This window comes from Pseudomonas sp. NCHU5216, from assembly GCF_052156495.1.
In the GTDB taxonomy this organism is placed as follows: Bacteria; Pseudomonadota; Gammaproteobacteria; order Pseudomonadales; family Pseudomonadaceae; genus Aquipseudomonas.
Genome location: NZ_JBQLIX010000014.1, coordinates 1 through 23,914 on the forward strand (window position 1 = coordinate 1; position 23,914 = coordinate 23,914).

Annotated in this window: 21 protein-coding genes; 9 read left to right on the forward strand and 12 right to left on the reverse strand. The window is 61.9% G+C overall.

Translation table 11 applies throughout. The features are described from left to right. Positions 1-563: 563 nt before the first annotated feature. Complete coding sequence (locus ACSVIK_RS12000; protein WP_442444548.1) at positions 564-1,292, reverse strand: GntR family transcriptional regulator; 729 nt, start codon at positions 1,290-1,292, stop codon at positions 564-566. Between the two features lie 178 nt (positions 1,293-1,470). On the opposite strand from ACSVIK_RS12000, the gene ACSVIK_RS12005 reads away from it, so the two are divergent. Beyond that, a complete protein-coding gene (locus tag ACSVIK_RS12005) occupies positions 1,471-2,535 on the forward strand; it encodes a Rieske 2Fe-2S domain-containing protein (RefSeq protein ID WP_442444549.1) in 1,065 nt (354 codons plus the stop codon). Further along, positions 2,532-3,482 carry a PDR/VanB family oxidoreductase gene (locus ACSVIK_RS12010; protein WP_442444550.1) on the forward strand — a complete coding sequence of 317 codons (951 nt, stop codon included), beginning with the start codon at positions 2,532-2,534 and terminating at the stop codon, positions 3,480-3,482. The genes ACSVIK_RS12005 and ACSVIK_RS12010 overlap by 4 nt, the downstream gene beginning before the upstream one ends. 396 nt (positions 3,483-3,878) lie before the next feature. Here the strand turns inward: ACSVIK_RS12010 and ACSVIK_RS12015 are convergent, their stop codons facing one another. From ACSVIK_RS12015 to ACSVIK_RS12050, 8 genes are all read right to left on the reverse strand, one after another. Beyond that, complete coding sequence (locus ACSVIK_RS12015) at positions 3,879-4,778, reverse strand: alpha/beta hydrolase (protein WP_442444551.1); 900 nt, start codon at positions 4,776-4,778, stop codon at positions 3,879-3,881. A gap of 13 nt (positions 4,779-4,791) precedes the next feature. Beyond that, complete coding sequence (locus ACSVIK_RS12020) at positions 4,792-5,511, reverse strand: hypothetical protein (RefSeq protein WP_442444552.1); 720 nt, start codon at positions 5,509-5,511, stop codon at positions 4,792-4,794. After that, positions 5,511-7,901: an efflux RND transporter permease subunit gene (locus ACSVIK_RS12025; protein ID WP_442444553.1), complete on the reverse strand. Its 2,391-nt coding sequence runs from the start codon at positions 7,899-7,901 to the stop codon at positions 5,511-5,513. Before ACSVIK_RS12025 ends, ACSVIK_RS12020 begins: the two co-directional genes overlap by 1 nt. 46 nt (positions 7,902-7,947) lie before the next feature. Beyond that, positions 7,948-9,009 carry a WD40/YVTN/BNR-like repeat-containing protein gene (locus ACSVIK_RS12030; RefSeq protein WP_442444554.1) on the reverse strand — a complete coding sequence of 354 codons (1,062 nt, stop codon included), beginning with the start codon at positions 9,007-9,009 and terminating at the stop codon, positions 7,948-7,950. 49 nt (positions 9,010-9,058) lie between these two features. Continuing rightward, on the reverse strand, positions 9,059-10,423 hold the full coding sequence (locus ACSVIK_RS12035; RefSeq protein WP_442444555.1) for a DUF1329 domain-containing protein: 1,365 nt from the start codon (positions 10,421-10,423) through the stop codon (positions 9,059-9,061). 17 nt (positions 10,424-10,440) lie between these two features. Next, positions 10,441-12,066, reverse strand: coding sequence for a DUF1302 domain-containing protein (locus ACSVIK_RS12040; RefSeq protein ID WP_442444556.1), 1,626 nt, complete (start codon positions 12,064-12,066; stop codon positions 10,441-10,443). Between the two features lie 85 nt (positions 12,067-12,151). Then, positions 12,152-12,919, reverse strand: a complete 768-nt coding sequence (locus ACSVIK_RS12045) for a coniferyl-alcohol dehydrogenase (protein ID WP_442444557.1) — start codon at positions 12,917-12,919, stop codon at positions 12,152-12,154. 43 nt (positions 12,920-12,962) lie between these two features. Beyond that, a complete protein-coding gene (locus ACSVIK_RS12050; protein WP_442444558.1) occupies positions 12,963-14,438 on the reverse strand; it encodes a benzaldehyde dehydrogenase in 1,476 nt (491 codons plus the stop codon). A 254-nt stretch (positions 14,439-14,692) separates the two neighbouring features. Between ACSVIK_RS12050 and ACSVIK_RS12055 the strand changes: the two genes are divergently transcribed. The 7 genes from ACSVIK_RS12055 (at position 14,693) to ACSVIK_RS12085 (ending at position 20,528) form a co-directional block, all read left to right on the forward strand. Then, the gene (locus ACSVIK_RS12055) at positions 14,693-16,462 is read left to right on the forward strand and encodes a sigma 54-interacting transcriptional regulator (protein WP_442444559.1); all 1,770 of its coding nucleotides are present in this window, start codon (positions 14,693-14,695) and stop codon (positions 16,460-16,462) included. Positions 16,463-16,535: 73 nt separating this feature from the next. Next, positions 16,536-17,003 (forward strand): MarR family winged helix-turn-helix transcriptional regulator, encoded by a 468-nt coding sequence (locus ACSVIK_RS12060; RefSeq protein WP_268182654.1) that lies wholly within the window; start codon positions 16,536-16,538, stop codon positions 17,001-17,003. A gap of 396 nt (positions 17,004-17,399) precedes the next feature. Further along, positions 17,400-17,627, forward strand: coding sequence for a DUF3079 domain-containing protein (locus ACSVIK_RS12065; RefSeq protein ID WP_442444640.1), 228 nt, complete (start codon positions 17,400-17,402; stop codon positions 17,625-17,627). Between the two features lie 283 nt (positions 17,628-17,910). Beyond that, positions 17,911-18,756, forward strand: a complete 846-nt coding sequence (yghU, locus tag ACSVIK_RS12070) for a glutathione-dependent disulfide-bond oxidoreductase (RefSeq protein WP_442444560.1) — start codon at positions 17,911-17,913, stop codon at positions 18,754-18,756. 493 nt (positions 18,757-19,249) lie between these two features. Then, positions 19,250-19,603 (forward strand): DUF1428 domain-containing protein, encoded by a 354-nt coding sequence (locus ACSVIK_RS12075; RefSeq protein ID WP_442444561.1) that lies wholly within the window; start codon positions 19,250-19,252, stop codon positions 19,601-19,603. Between the two features lie 198 nt (positions 19,604-19,801). Beyond that, positions 19,802-20,095, forward strand: a complete 294-nt coding sequence (locus ACSVIK_RS12080) for a hypothetical protein (protein ID WP_442444562.1) — start codon at positions 19,802-19,804, stop codon at positions 20,093-20,095. A gap of 139 nt (positions 20,096-20,234) precedes the next feature. After that, positions 20,235-20,528 (forward strand): hypothetical protein, encoded by a 294-nt coding sequence (locus ACSVIK_RS12085; protein WP_442444563.1) that lies wholly within the window; start codon positions 20,235-20,237, stop codon positions 20,526-20,528. Between the two features lie 92 nt (positions 20,529-20,620). Here ACSVIK_RS12085 and ACSVIK_RS12090 read toward each other — a convergent pair whose 3' ends face one another. The 3 genes from ACSVIK_RS12090 to ACSVIK_RS12100 all read right to left on the reverse strand — a co-directional run bounded on the left by ACSVIK_RS12090 (position 20,621) and on the right by ACSVIK_RS12100 (position 23,870). Continuing rightward, complete coding sequence (locus tag ACSVIK_RS12090; protein WP_442444564.1) at positions 20,621-20,986, reverse strand: hypothetical protein; 366 nt, start codon at positions 20,984-20,986, stop codon at positions 20,621-20,623. Positions 20,987-21,526: 540 nt separating this feature from the next. Further along, positions 21,527-23,053 carry a class I adenylate-forming enzyme family protein gene (locus tag ACSVIK_RS12095; protein ID WP_442444565.1) on the reverse strand — a complete coding sequence of 509 codons (1,527 nt, stop codon included), beginning with the start codon at positions 23,051-23,053 and terminating at the stop codon, positions 21,527-21,529. Between the two features lie 34 nt (positions 23,054-23,087). Beyond that, positions 23,088-23,870 carry a crotonase/enoyl-CoA hydratase family protein gene (locus ACSVIK_RS12100; protein WP_442444566.1) on the reverse strand — a complete coding sequence of 261 codons (783 nt, stop codon included), beginning with the start codon at positions 23,868-23,870 and terminating at the stop codon, positions 23,088-23,090. Positions 23,871-23,914 lie beyond the last annotated feature (44 nt).

Consider the following 23,914-nt stretch of genomic DNA (forward strand, 5'->3'; position numbering starts at 1 on the left):
ACCAAACTGCCCGACTCATGCAGGCGTCTTCAAGCTATCCCATTGATCAAAATGGGATTTTTGTGGGGATTCCTCAGCCTCTGACCATAGTCACAGCCGCCACATATGGTTTACTGAATGAGATATAACGAGAAACCATTATCGAGCCGAAACGATTTTTACAATACGAATAGACGCCCAAACCAGCGCACTCTGCACCATCAAGCAAATAGGCTTCCGTCAAGTAGGAATCCCACGCAAGCCTGTTTGTATAGTCTTGAGTGATATCAAACAGTTTTTCCTGACCACACTCGATCTCGATCTGGTGCTTTATAGTCTTCATCGTCAACACTGATTAGATGGAAGGCAGTACTAATCCGATAGTAGAACGTTCCATTTAACTTCGCACCATGCCGTTACGCCTGGTACTGAAAAGCCTTCCAAATCATAGTTTTATCAGCAGCTCTCAAACGCTTTCCACCATGGCGCTCACCAAATAGGCACTCTGCACGGTTCCCGGATTGCATCCGGGCTACGCAGCTCGCTGCGGCTGAATAGCCAGGCCGTTGTAGAAGAGGCTCTTGCTACTCCGCCTTTTGAGCACCCCGCTGTATCACCGTCCGCCTACTGCTAGCACCCTCTTCCGTACCAAACAGACGGGCGTAACGCAGCGTGGCGTTGGCGTGTTCGCGCATGATGCCTTCGGCGCGGGCGCCCTGGCCGGCGAGTACGGCGTCGACTGCAGCGTGGTGTTGCAGGTGGGCGAAGTTGAAGCGGCGGTATTCGCGATCCAGGTGGGCGCGGTCCACCGCCAGGGCGCTGACCGAGGCGAATGGCAGGTGGTCGTTGCGCGCCAGGGCGGTGGCGATGGCCGGGTTGCCGCTGGCTTCCACCAGGGCCTGGTGAAAGCGCAGGTTGATGTCGTGGTAGCGGGCCAGGTCTTCTTCGCTGAGGTAGCCCTTGTCGAATAGCTGGTCGCCCTGCGCCAGGCATTCCAGCAATACCGCGCGCACAGCCTCGGAGACGCCGCGCTCGGCGGCCTGACGGGCGGCCAGGCCTTCCAGCACGCCGCGCACTTCCACCGCGCCGGCTAGTTCCTCTTCGCCCAGTTGGCGCACCGCGTAGCCGCGTGCGCCATGGCGAATCAGCAGGCCTTCCTGCTCCAGCACGCGAAACGCCATGCGTACCGGCATGCGCGATACCCCCAGGCGCTCGGCCGTGGGGATCTCGGCGATGCGCTCGCCCGCCGTCAGGCTGCCTTCGGCAATCATCTGCCGCAGCAGCGCCAGCACCCGTTGTCCCGGCCCGCTCATGACTTCTCCTTATTGGATCCAATGGCGCCAGTCTACGGCAGCCAATGACCAGGTCAATTCGGCATTTCGTGCGATTAACGCCCATTAATGGATCCATAAACCTGGCTTTAGCTGGCAATTCAACCCTCGCAGGCGGACTATTGGATCCAATAACAACAATAGCCTCGAGGAGGTTGCCATGTTCCCGAAGAATGCCTGGTACGTTGCCTGCACGCCGGACGAGATTGATAGCAAGCCATTGGGCCGCACCATCTGCGGCGAGTCGATGGTGTTTTACCGTGGCCCGGAAAACCGCGCCGTAGCGCTGGAGGACTTCTGCCCGCACCGTGGCGCGCCGCTGTCGCTGGGTTACGTCGAGGATGATTTGCTGGTCTGCGGTTACCACGGCCTGGCCATGGGCTGCGATGGCAAGACCGCCGCCATGCCCAACCAACGCGTGCAGCATTTCCCCTGTATCCGCCGCTTCGCGGTGATCGAGCGCTACGGCTTCATCTGGGTCTGGCCCGGTGACGAGGAGTTGGCCGATCCGGCGCAACTGCCGCACTTGGAGTGGGCCGAAAGCCCCGAGTGGGCCTACGGTGGCGGCCTCTATCACATCGCCTGCGACTACCGGCTGATGGTCGACAACCTGATGGATCTGACCCACGAAACTTACGTGCACGCCAGCAGCATCGGCCAGAAGGAGATCGACGAGGCGCCGGTCAACACTCGCGTCGAAGGCAGCGAGGTGATCACGAGTCGCTTCATGGAAAACATCTCCGCCCCGCCCTTCTGGCGCGCGGCGCTGCGCGCCAACGGCCTGGACGAGGACGCACCGGTGGATCGCTGGCAGATCTGCCGCTTCACCCCGCCTAGCCATGTACTGATCGAGGTGGGCGTGGCCATTGCCGGGCATGGCGGTTATGAAGCGCCCGATCAGTACAAGGCCAGCAGCATCGTGGTCGACTTCATCACCCCGGAGAACGACACCTCCATCTGGTACTTCTGGGGCATGGCGCGGCGCTTCAAGGTGGATGACGCCGAACTCACCGCGCGCATCCGCGAAGGCCAGGGCAAGATTTTCAGCGAAGACCTGGAGATGCTCGAACGCCAGCAACGCAACCTGCTGCGCCACCCGGAGCGCAACCTGCTCAAGCTCAATATCGACGCTGGGGGCGTACAGGCGCGGCGCATCATCGAGCGTCTGGTCAAGGCCGAGCAGGCTCAGGGCGACGGGCAGATCCTGGCCAGGAGCGCATCATGATCGAGGTCATCATCCGCGCCATGCGCCTGGAGGCCGAGGGCATCCTCGGCCTGGAACTGGTGGCGGCCGATGGCGTGCCGCTGCCGCCCTTCGAGGCCGGCGCGCATATCGACCTGCACCTGCCCAACGGGTTGATCCGCCAGTACTCGCTGTGCAACGACCCAGCCGAGCGCCAGCGCTACCGCATCGCAGTATTGCGTGACGCGGCCTCGCGCGGCGGCTCGCAGGCCGTGCACGAGTTGCTGCGCATCGGCCAGCGCCTGAGCATCAGTGCGCCGCGCAATCTGTTCGCCCTGGACGAGCAGGCACCGCGCAGCTTGCTGCTGGCCGGGGGCATCGGTATCACCCCGCTGCTGGCCATGGCCTGGCGTCTGTATGCCATCGGCGCGGATTTCGACCTGCACCAGTGTGTGCGCTCAGCCAAGCTCGCCGCTTTTGCCGAACGCCTGGCCAGCGCGCCCTTCGCCGCGCACACGCATCTGCACCGCGACGATGGCGACGCAGCGCAGAAGCTCGATCTGCCCGCCCTGCTCGCTGCCGAGCCGGCTGGCAGCCAGCTCTATGTGTGCGGCCCCAATGGCTTCATGGAATACGTGCTGGACACAGCCCGCGCCCAAGGCTGGGCGGAAGAACGCCTGCACCGCGAGTACTTCGCCGCGCCGGAGGCTGAGAGCGGCGGTGGCGCCTTCACCCTGCGCATCGCCAGCAGTGGTCTGGAGCTGCAGGTGCCGGAGGATCGCAGCGCGCTGGAGGTGCTGGAGGACGCCGGTTTCGACATCCCGGTATCGTGCGGCCAGGGCATCTGCGGCACTTGTCTGACTCGTGTGGTGGATGGCCAACCGGAGCACCGTGACCTGTTTCTCAGCGAGGAGGAAAAGGCTCGCAACGACCAGTTCACTCCCTGCTGCTCGCGCGCGCGCAGTGCTTGCCTGGTGCTGGATCTGTAAGGGCTGGTGCGCGCAGCGCCCCCTACGGACGCAAGGAACGGCGCCTATTTTGTTGAGGCGCTATGTAGCCTAGCCCCCTCTCCCTAACCCTCTCCCCGAGGGGAGAGGGGATGGTTTGGTGTGGCTGGAGGCTTGGGCACTCGCCTGTTTTGACTCCCCTATCACGCCTGCGGAAGCGGGTGTTCGTAGCCTGAAGCCTGCGAGCCGCCTGTAGCACTCTCCCTAACCCTCTCCCCGAGGGGAGAGGGGATGGTTTGGTGTGGCTGGAAGCTTGGTGCGCGTCTGCCTTGACGCCCCCATCACGCTTGCGGAAGCGGGTGTTCGTAGCCCGGATGCAATCCGGGGATTTGAGTCAGCCGATCCCGGATTACATCCGGGCCACGGGCGGCTTGATCGTTAGCGACTGGCAAAGGCGCCGCGCAAACCGTCTTCGATCAGTTGCCAGGCCTGTTCGGCGGACTCATCCGGCCCCAGGTGGGTGAACATGTGGTCGCAGCCGGCGAACAGGCGTTCCTGCACGGCGACGCCGGCGTCACGCAGCTTGGCGGCGTAGGCTTGGCCCTCCTCACGCAAGACGTCGTATTCGGCGGTGATCAAGGTTGCAGGAGGGAGCCCACGCAGTTGCTCGACCGAAGCCAGCGCCGGCGAGGCCAGCGGGTCGCGCGCCTGTGCCGGGTCGGCCAGATAACAGCTCACGAAGAAGTTCATCAGTCCGGGCCGCAGCAGCGGTTTGGCCAGCGGTGATGTCTTGCCTTCGGCCGGCGCGGCCAGATCCAGCGCGGCGTAGTCGATCACCTGATGCACCACGCGCAGGCGCTGATGATTGCGCGCCAAGGCGGCAACGCCAGTGGCCAGGTTGCCGCCGGCACTGTGCCCGCCGACTGCCATGCGCCAGGGGTCGATGCCCAATTCGGCGGCGTTGTCCGCCAGCCACTCCAACACCGCATAACACTGGTTCAGGCCCGCCGGAAAGGGATGCTCAGGCGCCAGTACATAGTCGAGGTTGACTACCAGACAGCCGAGGTTGTGCGCCAGGCGCCGGCAGTAGCTGTCGTCGTGCTCCGGCACGCCAGCGATGAAGCCACCGCCATGCAGGTTCAGGTACACCGGCAGCGCAACTTCGGCTTGCGTCTGCGGCCAGTACAACAAGGCCCGAGCGCGCCCTTGCGGCGTCTGGATATAACGGGTTTCGCGAGCATGCAGCGGATACTCGGAACGGGCGTAAACGAAGCTGGCTTTCATCCGCTTGGCGAACGCACGTAACAATTTGGCACCGAGGGTTTGCACTAATTTCATCGCAGAGTTCTCGTCACGGCGGGTCGGACAGAGGGGCATCGAGCAGATTGTCGAGGCTCAGCAACACATCGCCGATATAACGCTCCAGGCTGCCATCGGCCTGACCAGGAGTGGTGTCGAGCAGACGTTTGCGTGCGAAGCGGTAGGCCAGGCGCTGCTTGTGCAGCGCCTCGGCCCGTTCGGGCAGCAGCGCGGTCGCGCTGGCGAAATCCGCTTCGATCTGCTCATCCAGGGCAATAAAACCGCTCTGATCCAGATTGAGCGAGTGGCCCCCCAGCACCCGCGCGCTGCGTGCCAGCGCGTTGAGCAGCAACTCGCCAATGGTCTGATTCAGGCGCTGCAGCACCTGGCGCGGTGCGTCCGTCGGCGAGTCATGCTGCTGTAGCTGCGCCTCCAGTTGCAGGCGGGCATCGAGCAAGGCCACCAGTAGCTGCGGGTAACGCGGTGCCTGCTCGCGAGGTACGCGGGCCAGCTCTGCGTGGCGAGCCAGCAGGGTCTCGACTGCCTGGCGCAAAGGTGCAGGCCAGGGCTGCTGGTCGAGCTGGCGACGCAGCCCGTCACGAGCCTGCTGCATACGCGCCAGGTGGCGCTCGTCGGGGCGAGCACGCGGGTCGGCGTCGAAATACACCAGGGCGTTGGCCGTCAGCAGCACCGCCTGGGTGCGCAGCGACGGCTGTGCCCAACTCAGCGAGGCCGCAGCGCATAGCGCCAGGGTCAACGCCAGACGCCCCATCAACCCGCCACCTGCTTGCCACCACGCGGCAACAGCAGCCAGGCCAGCGCTGGCAGCAGGATCAGCGCGCCGAGCATGTTCACCAGGAACATGAAGGCCAGCAGGATGCCCATGTCGGCCTGGAACTTGATCGGCGAGAACACCCAGGTGGCCACGGCGATGGCCAGGGTCAGGCCGGTGAGCAGCACCACCTTACCGGTGGCCAGCAGCGCACTGTAGTAGGCCTCGACCAGGCTGTCGCCGGCCTTCATCCGCGCCAGCAACACGCTGAGCACGTACAGCGCGTAGTCGATGCCGATGCCCACGCCGAGGGCGATCACCGGCAAGGTCGCCACCTTCACGCCCATGCCCAGGGCCACCATCAGCGCCTCGGCCAGCACCGAGGTAAGCATCAGCGGCAGGATCGCCGCGAGCACCGCGCGCCAGTTGCGGAAGGTGATCCAGCACAGCAGGATCACCGCGCCGTAGACCCAGTAGAGCATCTCGTGCATGGCCTTCTCGACCACGATATTGGTGGCCGCCTCGATACCGGCGCTACCGGCGGCGAGCATGAACTTGACGTCGGGCAGCGACTGCTGGGCGATGAAGGCCTCGCTCTCGGCCACCACCCGCGACAGGGTGGCGGCCTTGTGGTCGGCCAGGTAGACGTACAGCGACAGCAGCGAGCAGCCCTGGTTGAACAGCTCACGCGGTGCGCGGGTCTGCACGGCGCCGAGCGCGCCTTCGTTGGGGATCAGCTCGTACCACTTGAGGTTGCCCTCGTTGTAGCCGGCGCTGGCCATCTTGCTCAGGCTGGCCATGGAGTTGGTCGCCTCCACCCCCGGCAATTGCTCCAGGCGCCAGGCCAGTTCGTCCACCGCGGCCAGGGTGTTGTAGCGCGTGCACTGATCCTCGGGGGTGCGCACCATGATCACGAAGATGTCCGAGCTGGCGGCATAGTGCGTGGTCATGAAGGCGGCGTCGCGGTTGTAACGCGAGTCGGCGCGCAGCTCCGGCGCACCGGGGTCGAGGTCGCCGATCTGCAACTGGCTGCCGACGAGCTTGCCGCCCAGCGCCAGCACGGCGCCGACCAACAGCGCCGCCACCGCCCGGCGCGGCGTGGCGAAGCGCGACAGGCCACTCCACAACGGATGCCGTTCGTGCCCGCCCTGCTGGTCGCGCAGGCTGCGCTGCGCCGCCTTGGCGCTGACCCCGGTGTAGCTGAGCAGCACCGGCAGCAATATCAGGTTGGTCAGCACCAGCACCGCCACGCCGATGCTGGCGGTGATGGCCAGGTCGCGGATGACCTGAATGTCGATCACCCAGAGCACGGCAAAACCCACCGCATCGCTGATCAGCGCGGTGAGCCCGGCAAGGAACAGGCGGCGGAAGGTCATGCGTGCCGCCACCAGGCGCGACAGGCCACGACCGATGTCCTGCATGATGCCGTTCATCTTCTGCGAGCCGTGGCTCATGCCGATGGCGAACACCAGGAAGGGCACCAGGATCGAATAGGGATCCAGCGCGTAGCCCAGCGACGCCAGCAAGCCCACCTGCCAGAGCACACCCACCAGCGAGCAGGCGACCACGGCGAAGGTGCTGCGCAGGCAGCGGGTGTAGGCCAACAGCATGGCCACGCTGACCAGCACGGCGATAACGAAGAACAGCGCTACCTGGCCCAGGCCTTCCAGCAGATCGCCAACGATCTTAGAGAAACCGGTGATGTGGATGCTCACGCCCTCGGCCTGGTACTTGGCGCGCAAGGCTTCCAGTTGCTGCGACAGCGCGGCGTAGTCCAGCGGCTCGCCGGTCTGCGGGTTACGGTCGAGCAGCGGCAGGAAGATCACGCTCGAATGCATGTCACTGGCCACCAGTTGGCCGATCTCGCCGGAGCGGGCGACGTTGGCGCGCACCTCGTCGAGACTGGCGGGCGAGCCGTCGTAGCCGTCGGGGATCACCGTGCCGCCGTCCAGGCCTTCTTCGGTCACCGCCGTCCAGCGCGTGGTCGGCGTCCATAGCGACTTCATGTAGGGCCGGTCGACGCCGGGCAGCAGGTACAGCTCGTCGTTGAGCCGCGCCAGGGTGTCGAGGTAGGCGGCGTTGAAGATGTCGCCCTGCTGGGTGGCCACGGCGATGCGCAGCACGTTGCCGACGCCGCTCAGCTCGCTGCGCTGGGCAAGGAAGTTGGCGATGTAAGGGTGCTGGGTGGGGATGGTTTTCTCGAAACTGGCATTGATGCCGATGCCGCGTGCCTGCCAGCCGAGCAGCAGGGTCAACACCAGGCACAGCAGGATCACCAGCAGGCGGTGATTGAAGATGGCACGCTCGACGACATTGCCCGAACGCGGATCGAAGGTATCCAGATGCGCGGCGACGGTCGGCTCGGCATCGGCAGGACTCTCGAATTTCACTACGCACTCCTCAGGCGTGGCACCCGCCACGCAGACAGGGGATCACTCAGCGCTGGGCCGACTGTTCAGGGATTTGCTCGGTGGCAACGCCACTCAGGCCGGCGCTGGCGAGGCTGCCATTGGCGGCCTGGACGACGCTGGCCAGGCCCGGAGCCAGGCGCAGCGAAAGGCTGCGCGCACTGCGACTGCCCGGCTGCGCGACCAGCAGCTCACCGCCCTGCCCGGCCAGCAGCAAGTGCCCGTCGGCCAGCTCCAGCGCGGCGGCCAGGGCCGATTCCACGCCGGTATCCAGCGCCTGCCAGGTCTCGCCGCCATCGGCCGACCACCAGGCATTGCCACGCAGGCCATAAGCCAACAGCCCCTCCCGGGCGGCAAGCAGGCCGAAGAAGCTGCCCTCATAGGGCGATGGCAAGGCGGTGAAACGCTCACCGCCATCCGTGGAACGCAACAGCAAGCCGCGCTCGCCGGCGATGTAGAGGTCGCCGCGCCAGGCGCGAATGGCATAGAGGTTGAGCCCCTGCGGGTTGTCCAGGTGCTGCATCCAGCTCTGCCAGCTCTGCCCGCCGTCCTCGGTGCGCAGAATCAGGTTGTAGGCGCCGACCAGATAGCCGACCCGATCATTCTGGAAGTGCAGGTCGAGAAAGGGTTTGTCCGGGCCGTCGTCGACCATCGCCTGGGCCTGCGCGATGGCGGTTTCATCGCCGGACGCCTGGGCGTCCTGCAGGATCTGCCTGGCGGCCTGGATGCCGTCGAGCTGCTTGTGCCAGGTTTCACCGCCATCGCTGCTGTGCAGCACCACGCCGAGATGGCCGACCGCCCAGCCCTGCTGGGCATCGACGAACTGCACGGCGGTGAGGTTGACGCTGACCGGCACCGCTACCTGGCGCCAGTGCGCGCCATCGTCATCGGACAGCAGGATGATGCCGCGCTCGCCCACGGCCACCAGGCGCTGCCCGGCACGGGCCAGGCCGAGCATCACGCTGCGCTCGGCCTTGGCGCTTTGCAGCGCCGGGCGCTCCAGCACGGCGGGGGCCGCTTGCACGGCCAGGGCGAAAACACCGGCCAGCAGCAGGACGAGCCCGCCGAGCCCTTTCGCTAAGACTTTCATCGAAACCTCCTCGAAGGCCGGGGCAGCAGCGCCGCCCCGGTCGCTCGACTCAACGGATACTGGAGTTGGCCATGGCATCGGGGGTGAAGAAGGAGGCAGAAGGCCGAGGGATCTTCTGGTACTGCACCTTCAGGTCGTTGCTCGATGAGTTGAGGAAGTAGGCACCGGTGTCGAGGTTGTAGCTACCCCACATCACCTGCGCGGTGAGGGCCGGCATGTCCGGTGCCAGCAGGGTCAGGCTGTACATCTGCCGACCCAGGCGGCCCTGAGCGTCGTAGCCGTCCACCAGCAGCACCTGCCAGGAATCCTCATCCACGTAGTAGGTACGGCGTGGCACCACGTGGCGCTTGCCAGCCTTGAGCGTGGCTTCCACCACCCACACGCGGTGTTTCTCCCAGCGCACCAGATCCGGGTTGAGGAAGCGCGGCTGCACCAGTTCGTCACTGCTGGCCAGTGCGGCGCGGTTGTTGTTGTAGGGCACCAGCAGCTCCTTCTTGCCCACCAGTTTGAGGTCGTAACGATCGGTCGGGCCGAAGATCATGAAAGCTTCGTCGAACAGACCGACGCCGGAGGTGACGAAATCAGGCGTGTCGTAGGCGATGTTCGGCGCACGGCGCACCCGGCGCTGGCCCACCAGATACTGCCAGGCCGCGCGCACCGAAGGGTCGACGTCCCAGTGGGTCATCAGCCCTTCACCGGCCTTGGAGGACGGCAGCTCGGTGTACAGCTTGCCCCACAGGTACTTGCCGCCGAAGCTCTCCAGGTTGCCCTCCTCGAAGTAGTAGGGGAACTGGTAGGAATACTGCGCGCGGGTGGCCTGCACCTTCTTGCCGCCAGCAGTCATCAGCCAGGTGTCGAAGGGCGAGCTGATGGTGTCGCCGCCCTGCCAGGACAGGCGATAGTTCCACAGCACCTCGGCGCCGTTCTGCGGAATCGGGAACGGGATGCCGCCATAGGCGTTGCTGACCTTCTCGGTGGCCACGTCGAGCTGGGCGCGGGTGGCGTTGGCGAAGGTGTTGTCATACACCCACTGCGGCGCGGCGGCACTGCGATGGGTCGGGTAGACGTCGAGGCGGTAGTCCGGGTACTTGCCCATCAGCAGCTTGGTGCCTTCGGCCAGCAGCTCGCTATATTGGTTCATGTTGGCGGCGTTGATGCTGTACAGCGGCTTCTCCCCGGCAAAGGGATCAGCGCGCTTGTCGCCGCTCTTGTAGCCGGCCGGCACCTGGGTATAACCGCCGTCCCAGGCCGGGATGCTGCCGTCGGCATTGCCGGCGCGCTCTGCGCCCATGGGGGTGAGATCGGTCTTCAGATGCGCGGCCTGCTCGGGGGAAACGGCAGCCTGCGCCAGGCCGCCAGTGAGCAGGGCCAGGCTGCAGAGGGTGGAAATCAGTGTCTTGTTAGGCATGGTCATTACACCTGTTGTTGTTCTTAGAAAGTGGTCTTCACGTACAGCGAGACGAAGTCGCGGTCGGCCAGCGATTGCGCGTAGCTGAAGTTGCCGTCTTCGCGCAGGCCGGCTTCCGGCGCGCCGAAGAAGTTCACGTAGTTCAGGCCCATCTCCCAGCGCTGCAGGTAGGTGGCCTTGAGGCCCACGCTCCAGTCGCCGGCATGGGTGTTGCCGAAGCCGGACTTGCTCACCGCCGAGGAGCGGCCATCGAGCACCACGCCGACGCCGATCGGCACGCTCAGATCAAGGCCATCGGCGATCTGGAAGTACGCAGGTTCGGCCAGCACGCGCAGGGCCGTGGCATCGCGGGTGGTGTTGCTGTCCAGCGCGGCGCGGTTGTCGGTGACGCTCAAGGTGCGGTTCCACGCCAGCTCGGCGAGGATCGAGCCACCATCCCAGAGCGCCGACGGCGACAGCAGGTAGATGGTCGACAGGTTGACGTGCGCGGTGCGGCCCTTGGCGTAACGCGCCTCGCCGTTGTTGTCTGCCGCCTGGCCGGGCGCGATCACCTGCAGGTTGCTGACCAGCGGCGCGTTCCAGCGCAGCGAGGCCTCACCGGCGAAGTTGAAGTCGCCATGGGCGGTGGAGAAGCTGGCGCCGACGGTCTTGATGTCCTCGGCGAACACCTGGCGATAGGACGCAAGCACGGGCGACGGCCCGGCGGTGTTGACGTAGCCATACAGACCGCTGGGTGCCTTGTCGTGGTACTGGGCTGCGTAAAGGCCCAGCTCCAGCTCGGTGCCCTCGGGTTTGAAGCGCAGTTGCACGCCGCCCTGGCCGCTGTTCTTGGCCTCGATGTCGCTGGCGTGCAGGGTGCGCCCTCCGGTGGCGTCGGTCAGTGCACCAGAACCGTCACCAATGCCGTCGAGGTCGCTCAGGTAGCTGCCGGCGCCCGGCAGGTTGGAGCGCTCCCACTCGAACTGGTAGTAGGCGCCCACCGAGAGCTGCGGGTTGATCTGCAACTGCCCGGAAATCTGGTTGACCGGGCGCAGGATCTCCTTGAACTGGCTGCCCGGCACGCTGAGCAGCTTGACCACATCGGTCGGCCCCTGTGCGGCGCCGATGCCGTTGCCACCGTAGAACAGGCTTTCGCCGTAGACCAGGCTGTGCCGGCCCAGGCGCAACACGCCCTGGGAGGTGTCGCCCAGCTCACCGCGCAGGTAGACAAAGGCGTCCAGCAGCTCGGCGTCACGCCCGTGCAGGTCGCGGGTCTTGGACAGGAAATGCGGCTGCTCGCTGCTGTCGGTGTCGTCGTTGTAGACGAAGTCATACCAGGCCGCGCCGCTGACGCGCAGGCCGTAGTTGCGATGACTCAGATCCATCTCCGAGAGGATGTCGAGGCGATTGGAAACCAGCCCACGGCTGAAATTCTTGTCGCCCTGGCTCTGGATCGAGGGGAACAGGCCACCCGCCGTGGGCGCATTGGTGAGCCGGTCATCGGCACGGTTCAGGCGCCAGGCCTGGCTGTACTTGAGGGTATTGTCCCAGCGCATTTTCCAGTCGCTGTCGCCCAGATCGATCTGCGCCGCCATGGCCGGCACGCTGCTGGCAAGGCTGACGGCCAGGGCCAGCGAGCGAACGCTGGTATTCGCTTGTATGTGCTTCATGTCGTTCCTCATTGTTTTTGTTGTGCAGAGGCAACGGCTGCCGGCACAGGCAGCCGCATTACAGGGGTGCTACGACCTCGTGGGTTCAGAGATAGGTGGAGGCCAGGCCGCCATCGACCGGCAGGTTGATGCCGTTGATCCAGCGCGACTCGTCGGCGCAGAGGAAGGCGATCACCGCCGCCACCTCGTCGGCATAGGCCGGGCGCTTCATGCGGTGGGCGTCGGCCTCGGTGCGCTGGCTACCGAGCATGGCCACGAAGTCACCGAGGATCGGCGTGAACACCGGCCCCGGTGCCACGCTGTTCATGCGCACCGAATGGGCCATGAACCAGGGTTGCGCCTGAGTGATGCTCCAGACGATCAGCGCCTCCTTGAAGTACTGGTAGCAGGTCTGCGGCGGCACCGGGTTGGCCGCCAGCCAGGCCTCGCCAGCAGCGAAGCCTGAGGTGGCCGCCAGTGCCTTGTGCTGCTCCAGGCGCTCGGGCCACTGCGCGCCGAGAATCGACGCAACGTTGACGATGCTGCCGCCGGCTTTGATGCGCGGCAGCACGGCCTCGGTCAGGTGACGCAGGCCGAGGTAGTTGACCCGCGCCAGCAGGTGCGGGTTGGCCGTGCCGGGCACACCGGCGATGTTGCACAGCCCGTCGATTTGCGCCGGCAGCTGGGCCACGGCCTGGTCGATGCTGGCCGGGTGCTCCAGGTCGATCTCGACGAAGCCGTCGAGGCTCATGTGCGGTTCGCTGCGATCCAGGCCGATCACCCGCGCGCCGTGAAAGCGCAGCAGGCGTGCGGTCTCGGCGCCAATACCGGAGGCGACGCCGGTCACCGCCAGGGTCTTGCCTTGCAGATTCATGTTTTGCGTCCTCTTGTTCTTGTTGTGTTCGCTAAAAGCTCGGTCAGAAGGGATAGCGCGGCGGCGTATCCTTGATGGTCACCCACTGCCACTGGGTGTATTCGTCCCAGTCCGCCGGGCCGCCGACGCTGCCGCCGTTGCCGGAATTGCCGCGCCCGCCGAAGGGGTTGATGCACTCGTCGGCCACGGTCTGGTCGTTGATGTGCAGCAGGCCGCAGTGCAGGCGCTCGCCGATGGCCATGGCACGCCCGACCGAGGGCGAGATCACCGCAGCGGACAGGCCATACTCGGTAGCGTTGGCCAGCTCGACCGCCTCGTCGTCGTCATCGAAGGGCACCACACAGGCCACCGGGCCGAAGATTTCCTCGTCGAAAGCCGGCATACCGAGGCGCACGCCAGAAAGCACGCTGGGCTTGTAGAACAGGCCGTCAGCAGGCCCACCCTCCTCCAGGCGCGCACCCGCGGCGACGCTGGCCTCGACGATCTGGCAGACCCGCGCGTGCTGGCGCTCGTTGATCAACGGGCCGATATGCGCCTCGCCGCGGGCGGCATTGCCCACCGTCAGGGCGCGGGCCTTGGCCACCAGCAGACGGGTCAGCTCCTCGGCAATCGAGGCGTGGGCGAGGATGCGCCCGGTGGCCATGCAGATCTGCCCCTGGTGCAGCCAGGCACCCCAGGCGGCGTTGCTGGCGGCCAACTCCAGGTCGGCGTCCTCCAGCACGATCAGCGAATTCTTGCCGCCCAGCTCCAGCGCCACCTTCTTCAACGTGCGCCCGGCCGTCTCGGCCACCTTGCGCCCGGCAGCGGTGGAGCCGGTGAAGGCGATCATCTTCACCTGCGGGTTCTCGCACAGCGCCACACCGGCCTCGGCATGGCCCGGCAGCACCTGCAGTAGCCCCTGGGGCAGCCCGGCAGCCTCGAACAGGCGGGCGATAAGAAAACCACCACTGACCGGCGTTTGCGGATCGGGCTTGAGCACCACCGCGTTGCCAGCGGCCAGCGCCGGCGCCACTGAACGCAGCGACAGCACCAGCGGGAAATTGAACGGCGAGATCACCCCAACCACACCGTGCGGCACGCGCCGCGCATAGGACAGGCGGCCGGCCTCGCTCGGCAGTACCAGGCCATGGCCCTGGGACAGCAGCCCGGCCGCCTGGTGCAGCAGGACGATGGTCTCACGCACTTCATGGCTGCCCTTGAGGATGCTGCCGCCGGTTTCCCTCGCCACGAACAGCGCCAGCTCGGCAAAATGCGCCTCGGCATAGCCAGCGGCGCGGCGGAAGATCAGCGCCTTTTCCCTTGGCCCCAACGCATGCCAGGCCGGTTGCACCTGGCTGGCGGCACGGCAGGCCTGCTCCACGTCGGCGGCGTTGGCCAGACCGGTCATGGTCAGCGGGGTATTGGTCGCAGGTTCGCGCACGGTGTTCACCCCACCCAGCGGGGTGACCCAGGCGCCGTTGAAAATCTTCTCGCGCCACTGCTCTTCGCGCAGGAAACCAGCCTCTTTGACTGCGGACATATCGCACTCCGATGTTCTTGTACTTGTGAGGGCACCGCTCGCGGTATCGGTCGCGAGCCAGGCCTTGCAAGCACTAGAGCAAGCGCTGTGCCCACTCGCCGAGAAAACTCATGCGGAGGCTCTAATCCGGCACTTTCGTCCAGCTTTCGAGCAGTCGACGGGCTTTTCTTGCCAAACTGAAATTACGCAAATGATCAAAGTTATGCTAATTAACTATCTACCCATTGATGATTTGATGAAGCGAGTCGACACCCATGGAGACGCCCAAACACCTGTTCAGCGACTTCGCCCAAGGCAAGGATCCCAGCCCGCTACGCGGCGACAGCTCGCAGTTGCAGCAGGATCAGTCGCCGACCACGGCGGAACTGGCCGAATGCCTGTTCTTCTCCCCCAGTGACGGGCGCATCTGGCTCAACGACCAGCGCATGCTGCTGATGCATGGCTCCTCGTTCGGCGCCCTGCGCCGCGAGTTCATCGACAACCTTGGCCTGGAACGCGCGCGTGGGCTGTTCACCCGTACCGGCTACCAGTCCGGCGCGCGCGACGCACACCTGATCCGCACACGCTGGCCACAGGCCGACCGCACCGCCGTGTTCTTCGCCGGCACGCGCCTGCACACCCTCGAAGGCATGACCAAGGTGGAGCCGCTGCACTTCAAGTTCGATGCCGACACCGGCCTCTACGAAGGCGAATTCCTCTGGCACCACTCCTGCGAGGCGGACGAACACATCGCCGCCTATGGCGTCGGCCAAGACTCGGCCTGCTGGACCGAGATCGGCTACGCCACCGGCTACGTCAGCGGCCTGTTCGGGCGCCTGGTGATCTTCCGCGAGGTGGAGTGCCGGGCCATGGGCCACAAGGTGTGCCGGGTGATCGGCAAGACCGCCGAACAATGGGGCGATGTCAGCGCCGACCTCGCCCTGCTCTACGCCAACGCTTCCCCGGCGCCGGCAACCAGCCAGGCCACGGCGCCCCTGCGCAGCAGCGCGAGCGAGCCGGGCGAACTGATCCCGATTGGCGCCAGCGCCGCGTTCACAGCCGCCCGCCACGCCCTGCAGCGCGTCGCGCCAACCCCGGCAACGGTGCTGATCGGCGGCGAATCCGGCGCTGGCAAGGAGCTGTTCGCCCGCGAGTTGCACCGCCTCAGCCCAAGGCGCGAGCAACCCTTCGTCGCCCTCAACTGCGCCGCCATCCCGGAGAACCTGATCGAGGCCGAGCTGTTCGGCGTCGAGCGTGGCGCCTTCACCGGCGCCAGCCATTCACGCCCCGGGCGCTTCGAGCGCGCCCATGGCGGCACCCTGTTCCTCGACGAAATCGCCTGCCTCAGCCTGCCCGGCCAGGGCAAGCTGCTGCGCGCCCTGCAGGAGCGCGAAGTGGAGCGTGTCGGCGGTGGCCAGCCGATCAAGGTGGACGTACGCGTGGTTGCCGCCACCAACGTCGACCTGCGCCAGGAAGTGCAGACCGGGCGCTTTCGCGAAGACCTGTTCTACCGCCTCAATGTCTACCCCATCAGCCTGCCGCCACTGCGCGAACGGCGCGACGACATCCCCCTGCTGGTGGATGCCTTCCTCAGCCGCTATTGCCGCGAATACCAGCGCACGCCTGCCGGGCTGACCATGCGCGCGCTCAAGGCGCTGCTGCTGTACGACTTCCCCGGTAACGTGCGCGAATTGCAGAACCTGATCGAGCGCGGTCTGATCGCCAGCGACGAAGGCCGGCCCATCGACATCCTGCACCTGTTCCACAACGAGCCCCTGCCACCGCAGCTCTACTCACTGAGCCAGAGCGGCACTCTCTCCAGCAGCACGCAAAGCCCGGAAAGCGGCCCGGACAACCTGCTCGAACGCTTGCAGCAATTGCACATCGAGCCAGACATCGAACGTCTGGAACAGCGCCTGCTCGACGACGCCCTGAGCAAGGCCGAAGGCAACCTGGCAGCCGCCGCCCGCCTGCTCGGCCTGACCCGCGCGCAGTTCGCCTACCGCCTGAAGAAGCACGCCAGCCAGGACACCAGCGGCAATTAATGCTGGCATCATGGCAGCCCAGCCAGCAGAATGATTAACTTGCTTAACTGGAAAATTCATCAACGCAGACACTATGGCCAGAACACCCGACCTGAGCGAAAAGATCCCCGACCCCGCCATTCTCGACCAGGCGCTCGAACGCTACCTCGGCTACGTGCTGCGCCGCGCGCAGATGAAAGTCTTCCAGCACCTCTCCACCCGCCTGGAAGCCTTCGACCTGCGTCCCGCGCAGTTCACCGCCCTGATGATCATCGAACAGCACCCCGGTTTGATGCAGGCCGAACTCGCCCGAGCCCTGGCCATCGAGCCACCACAGGCCGTGGTGCTGGTCAACAAACTGGAGAAGCTCGGCCTGGCCATGCGCCTGCGCTGCAAGCCGGACAAACGCTCCTACGGCATCTTCCTGAGCAAGGCCGGGGAAACCCAGTTGAAGGAACTCAAACAGATCGCCGCACAAAGCGACCAGGACTCCACCAGCGCTCTGGATGGTGAAGAACGCGAACAACTGCTGCACCTGCTGCGCAAGCTTTACCGGGGCTGATGCCTCGACAGCAGAGTCGAGAGCGCCATATCGATGCTCGTCAGGCAGCCCCTTGACCTCGATCAAGATGGGTCGAGACCTGCGCCCTTAGCCTGACGTCACGACCTGCCGCAAGGTGGCGCCATGAGCAAGAAATTCCCTCTCCAGCCGAAACACCCCGAACGCATCGAGGGTCTGTTCCCGTTTCGTTCGCGAGCCGCGTTGTAGCGCCAAATGGCGCCAAGCAAGGCGCGGGACGCAGGTAATGGTCATTCCCTTGCCAAGTCCCGCAACGCGGCATGGCGCCATTTGCCGCACAACCCGAAGGGCCGGGCCAGTTTTTGCGCGATGCTGCGTTACTCGTCGTTTATTTGGAATGACCAAACTTCGCTCCTCGCGCCTTGCCTCGCGCAAAAACTGGCTCCGGCGCGGCCACGCACGAAACGGGAACAGACCCTTGGGCTCGACCGCTACTGCCCGGCCACTGACCTGGCCTGCGGCAACGGCGCGGATCGCACCATGCACCCGGCGGAAATGCTCGGTGAAGACTGGTACCTGCACGGCGACTGGGGCTTCGCTACGCCGGAAAATCCCAACGACGTGCAAACGGGCGAAACATCCCCTCCCCCTATAGGGCACCTTTAAAAACTACCTGCGTTGCCATCGCTGCGTTAAAAACAGCCTCAAAATGCTCATTTACAACACGTAAACTGCGCTTTTTCGGCCGTTTTTGCCTTGCGCTGGCTACCTCGCCTACGTTTTTAGAAGTGCCCTATAACCCGCCACGACGCCTGACGAACGCCATCATCGGCAGGCACTATCATCCAAGCCGATAATCCAAATGCACGCTATGCATTCAAATTTCGGGCGCAATCCAGATAGCCTTGGCTGCAACTGCACCCGTCACACTTCGACAAGCGAGGCATCGATGACCCAATCCACCTACGTACCGCCGAAGGTCTGGCAACACCTGGCAGCATCCGGTGGCCAGTTCTCCAAGATCAACCGCCCGGTCGCAGGGGCGACTCACGAGAAGGAACTGCCGGTCGGCCAACACCCGCTGCAGCTCTACTCCCTGGCCACCCCCAACGGCGTGAAGGTGACCATCCTGCTGGAAGAACTGCTTGCCCAGGGCCACGCCGGCGCCGAATACGACGCCTGGCTCATTCGCATCGGCGAGGGCGACCAGTTTTCCAGCGGTTTCGTCGGCGTCAACCCGAACTCGAAGATCCCCGCCCTGCTCGACCGCAGCACCACGCCCCCGATCCGCGTGTTCGAGTCCGGCTCGATCCTGCTCTACCTGGCAGAAAAATTCGGCGCCTTCCTGCCCAAGGATCCGGCAGGCCGTACCGAAACCCTCAATTGGCTGTTCTGGCAGATGGGCTCGGCGCCCTACCTGGGCGGCGGCTTCGGCCACTTCTACGTCTACGCCCCGGAAAAGTACGAGTACGCCATCAACCGCTTCACCATGGAAACCAAGCGCCAACTGGACGTGCTCAACCAACGCCTCGCCGACAACCGCTACCTGGCCGGCGACACCTACACCATCGCCGATATCGCCGTCTGGCCCTGGTATGGCGAATTGGTGCGCAACAACGTCTACTCGGCCGCCGAATTCCTCTCCGTTCACGAATATCCGCACGTACTGCGCTGGGCCGAAGAAATCGCCAAACGCGAAGCCGTACAACGCGGCCGCCGCGTCAACCGCACCTGGGGCGACGAATCGGAGCAAGTACCCGAACGGCACCACGCCTCCGATCTGGACAAGGTCTGAAGCGAGAAGGCTCCTGGCGAAAGCCGGGACTTTCCGGGAAAGCAGAAAAACCAAGCCCCGACCTGCAATGCAGTTCGGGGCTTTTCTGTATGGCGGGAAGAAGGGAGATTGAACCCGTTTTGACGGGTGCCCGTTGTTGCCCAAAGCCAGAAAAATCGGGCCTGTCGCGTTATGCCGTATGCTCACTGCGCCCCTTTGTCGCTCGTTGATTTCCACACGGCCTCTCGCGTGCCTGCACGCTGCCAGTAGCTTTGTGTATACCGATCCGGTAGTCATGAAAGTGTGGAATGTGGAGGTCAAGCGAATAGGCCTTGGTCTATGTTGCGTTTTCTAAGCTATTGAAAGACGGCGATTTTTTGATTTTGAGACTGCCTTTTCCCGGAGTTATACCGCCTTCCTCGCGAATGGATTAGCACGGAAGACTACCTAATCCCGGTTATGTGCTCTTGCGTCGCTGGGCTATGGTTATAACTCCACTGAGAGGAGTTTATTTATGTCATATGTCGATGGTTTTGTAGCCGCTGTCCCAACAGCGAATAAAGAGCAGTACATTACACACATCAAAATAGCAGCCGAAATGTTCAAAGATTTTGGTGCGTTAAACGTTGTGGAAACGTGGGGAAGTGAAGTACCAGATGGTGAAGTAACTTCATTTCCAATGGCTGTTAAAGCTCAAGACAATGAAACAGTAGTGTTCTCATGGGTTGTTTGGCCCTCAAAAGAAATCCGAGATTCTGCTTGGCAGCGAATAATGGATGACCCTCGAATGAATCCTGAAAATAACCCAATGCCATTTGATGGTAAGCGCATTATTTATGGCGGTTTTGACGTTATTTTGGATAAGTAATAAGTGCGCACATCACAAGGCGCTTAAGGCGGACTGCAAACCTGTGGCGATCTTGATTCAAACCGACTAGTGTGTTTACGGTAGTTATTTTGAGTTTAGTGGTGGTTTGCAGCCACTTAGCTTATCGTTAGGTGTCATAGGAACCTAGCATGTTTAATCTGTTTATGAAAAAGAAGATCATCCTAAGAGAGGAGCGGAATGCTGAAGGCTATAGATTTCTCGGCGCTGAAAATCAAAGAGAATGGGAATCTAGTTTTTGAGGGGCAAGACTTGGGTGACGGTGTTGAAGGTGCCTTTGGTTGTTCGGAATATGAGTGGTATTGGACAATAAAAAAACAAGATATTCCAAGATTTAAAGAGGCAATTGGAGGTAACGGAAATATCCTCAACCTTCTTGGAGAAAAATTCAGTAATGATAAGGCGGCCAACCTATATGAGTTCATGCAAAACCATAATATACCGTTTGAGTCATGGAGCCGCATCGGTGACTAAAATACTAAACAAACCAATCAATAGAAAACCAAACCTTCACTTCGTTTCGCACATGGGCTGCGCCCATTTTTCGCGCTACACTGCGTTCTCGGTTCGGCTCCTGTTATTGGCGCATTATAGCTGATAAAGAGTAGGTACCATGGATCTGGCAATTACATTTACCTCGCCGGGCAACGGAGGCAGGAAGCATCTGCCAGACTTGAGGAATGGACTGTATCGACCTCATATTGTTGTTGATGGTCGCCCCAGGGATGAGTACCTGGGTGTGCAGTTCATGGGGTGCAGTGTTGCGCCGGAGTTTGGCGTGGAGGTTCTCGTTACAGTCCGCTTGCCTTATGAGCAAGTCGATTATTCTCCACTTAAAGTAGGAGCGAGCTTTGTTATTAAAGAAGGCGGAAGGGAAGTTGGTAGCGGCCGCGTCGTAAAGCTATAACAATCGGATCCACCTACGAAAAGGCGACAGTTTTTCTAGCCGGAAGAAGTTCAAAAAAGACAATAGATAATCTACCCCCATTTCTTTCACACTCAGAACTTAACGTGCCTCCCTTTTTTCGACCGACACCGTACCCGCAATGCAAAAGTCACGGCAAGGAATAGCATGCACAAGAACATTGCCGCGCCTTGATAAAGATTTTGCATGAAAGGCTCCGCCATCACCACTGAAAACACAATAGCGACAAGCCAGTCAAACCAATATAAATTCTTCAAACCAAGAAATAGGCTATTTTCCGGAGAAAATAGCCAACTCATACTAAAAGCCCAAAATACCGCCACACTCAAAACTTCAGAGCCGGTTATTTTCAGTGCCGAGAGCATACAATAACAGAGAAACGATAAAAATAGCGAAACAGGACAAACCACCAAAAAGAATCTTATAAGTTTCTTCTTCATTTCACCTACTTGCCCGCAGTTACATTTATTTAAAATCAAATATTTCTTTCAATGCAAAGTAGAGCACATACAACAACAAGAACAAGCAACTAACAAATGCCACTGTAAAAGAGATTGCAAATAAAATCGTCCCTCCACTTCTAACACAGTCTATCTCTAGCCAAATCCCCAGCCAGATGATTGGAAAGAAAACCACCCCACTTACAATTGAAACAACTGAAGTCTTGATTGTTCGATAATAAACGGTATTAAACTTCAATTTATCAATTATGCTCATGCCCACCCACCTACCATGTTGGAATTGTTATCACTGTCAACATAATACACGTGGCATAAAAAACATCACTTGATCCCTGGGCAGGGGTCTACCTCATTTTCAAGGAGGGCCTCAAGGTGTGCGATCATGATGGTCGCGGCATAGACGCAGACTGAATTGCCAAGGCCCCCTCTGACCCCGGTATTTTGGCTTTTCTGCGCCAGCATATCGGGCAGGATGAATGCTAAGCAGCTAGCTACCGACAACAATCGTGCCCCAGAAACCTAGGAAGCTGCTAGCTCCTCTCGGAGCACACGTCGGTTGATCTTGCCAATTAGCGTCTTCGGTAGCGCTGAGACGAAGATGACCTTCTGAGGCTTCTTGTAGGAGGCCACTTGGGCGGCGACAAAGTTGATCAACTCAGACTCCGTGCTCACTTGACCCGGTTTGAGCACCACTACAGCCGTTACGACTTCAACCCATTTGGGATCCTTTAGCCCTACCACAGCACATTCCGCCACAGCAGGGTGAGCGAGAAGGACGTCCTCGACCTCTCGCGGATACACGTTGTAGCCACCGGAGATGATCATGTCCGAGGTGCGGTCTTTAAGATGCAGAAAGCCTCGCTCATCGAAGATGCCCACGTCTCGAGTACGCAGCCAACCATCATCGAAGAACATCTCCTGGTTAAGAGCGGGCGCATTGAAGTAACCGGCCATCATCGAGGGGCCACGCACGGCAATTTCCCCCTCTTTGCCGTCAGGAACATCATTCCCGGCCTCATCGACCAAACGAATTTCAACATCTATCGAGGGTCGACCACATGCACCAAGCAGCTCGGGTACATGATCCTCAGGTCGTAAGGCAGCAATCGCCAGGGGAAACTCGGTCTGTCCGAAGTATTGCCAGAACCGGTGCTGCCCAAGCAGCGAAATGGCCTTCTCTATGACTGGTCGAGGCATCGGAGAGGCGCCGTAGATGATGTGACGCAGCGACGATAGATCCGTGCCGTGGAAAGACGGGTGATCCAGTAGCATCTGCAGCATGGTCGGCACCATGTTCACCGACGTGATTTTTTCCTTCTGAATGAGCTGCAAGTATGCCTGCGGGTCGAAGCCAGGCATGATCACAGTACGAGCGCCACGCAGCCAGAACGGCAGGACAAATACTCCGCTCGCATGAATCAGTGAGGCTGCATGTAGCATTGAGTCATCAGGGGCAATGTCGATGAAATTCTGAAAGATATTCTGGCAAACTGCCGCATAGGATGCCTGGGTGTGCTGAGCGGCTTTTAGAGTTCCCGTGGTACCGGAAGTAAAAAGGGTCACTGCATAGTCCGTTGGCTGAACGCCAACTTTTGGGCATTTTTTGCTATGCCGACTTGCCTCATCAAGAAGGTCAACGCCGCCCTCCACAGAAACACCCAGACCATGAGCGACGAGTCCAGGAATCTGCTCGTGCAGAGCGGTGGCGCGCTCAATCAGATCAGGAGCGAATACCAGGGTTTGGCAGTGTGTGTCCGTCAGCATTCGGACATGCTCGGAAAGTGACAGCCGGGAGTTGATCGGAACCCTGTTGATACCGCCCTTCACGCACGCAAAATCCATCGGCACGCTGTAAAGCCCATTGTTCATGAGCAGTGCGACAGTGGAACCTCTGTTGGCTCCCAGCGAGGCCAATGCATGTGCGAGCTGGCTGCTCAGCTCGTCCACCTCAGTGAAGGTCAACCTAGCATCACCAAACACAATCGCCGTTCTGTCTCGATGGTGCTGTGCACCGCGATTGATCAAATCAAGGTAACTTGTTGTCATTGTTGTTCCCTCCGATTCAGTTCGATGAGGCATTTCAGTTCTTGAAGCTACCGTGGCGCCCTGCTCCTTCAGAGAAGCGACCTGCGCCTTGAATGGCTTCTTTGAAAACGATTGGGTAGCCGCCTGCCCCCTCTTCGCGAAGCGCGTCGGTCAGCGGAATATCCCATTGGCGATGTGCAGACTGGCGATCCGCAACCAGGCACTGCTGGGGGAACGCTGCGATCTCTTTTGCCAGGGCCTCGGCCGCCTCACGCGCTTGGCCGTCCGCGACGACTCGATTGGCTAGACCAATCGCCAGCGCTTCCTGGGCGTCCACCGGGCGCCCCGTAAGAATGAGATCCATGGCTCGTCCGTGCCCAATGAGACGAGGTAAACGAACAGTGCCGCCGTCGATTAAAGGGACACCCCAACGGCGACAGAAGACGCCGAAGATTGCCGATTCCTCTATGACTCGCATGTCACACCAGGCAGCGAGCTCTAGCCCCCCAGCAACTGCATAGCCTGATACAGCCGCGATCACCGGCTTGCTCAGATGCATACGCGTTGGCCCCATTGGCCCTGGGCCTGCACCGACCTCATCAACCTCATTGCGAGTATCAGGAGAGCTCATGGCTTTCAGATCGGCACCGGCACAAAAATTCCCCCCCGCGCCGTAAAGCACCGCTACCCGCAAATTGGCATCAGCCTCGAAATGCTCAAAGGCCTCTCGCAGCGCATCCGCCGTTTTCCGATCCACAGCATTCCGCCGCTCTGGGCGGTTGAGGATAATGGTGCACACGTTCTCATGAGTTTCGGTGATCACGAGCTGATCGCTCATACAGGCCTCCAGGCAAGGTATGTTTCACAAGGACAAACAGTACA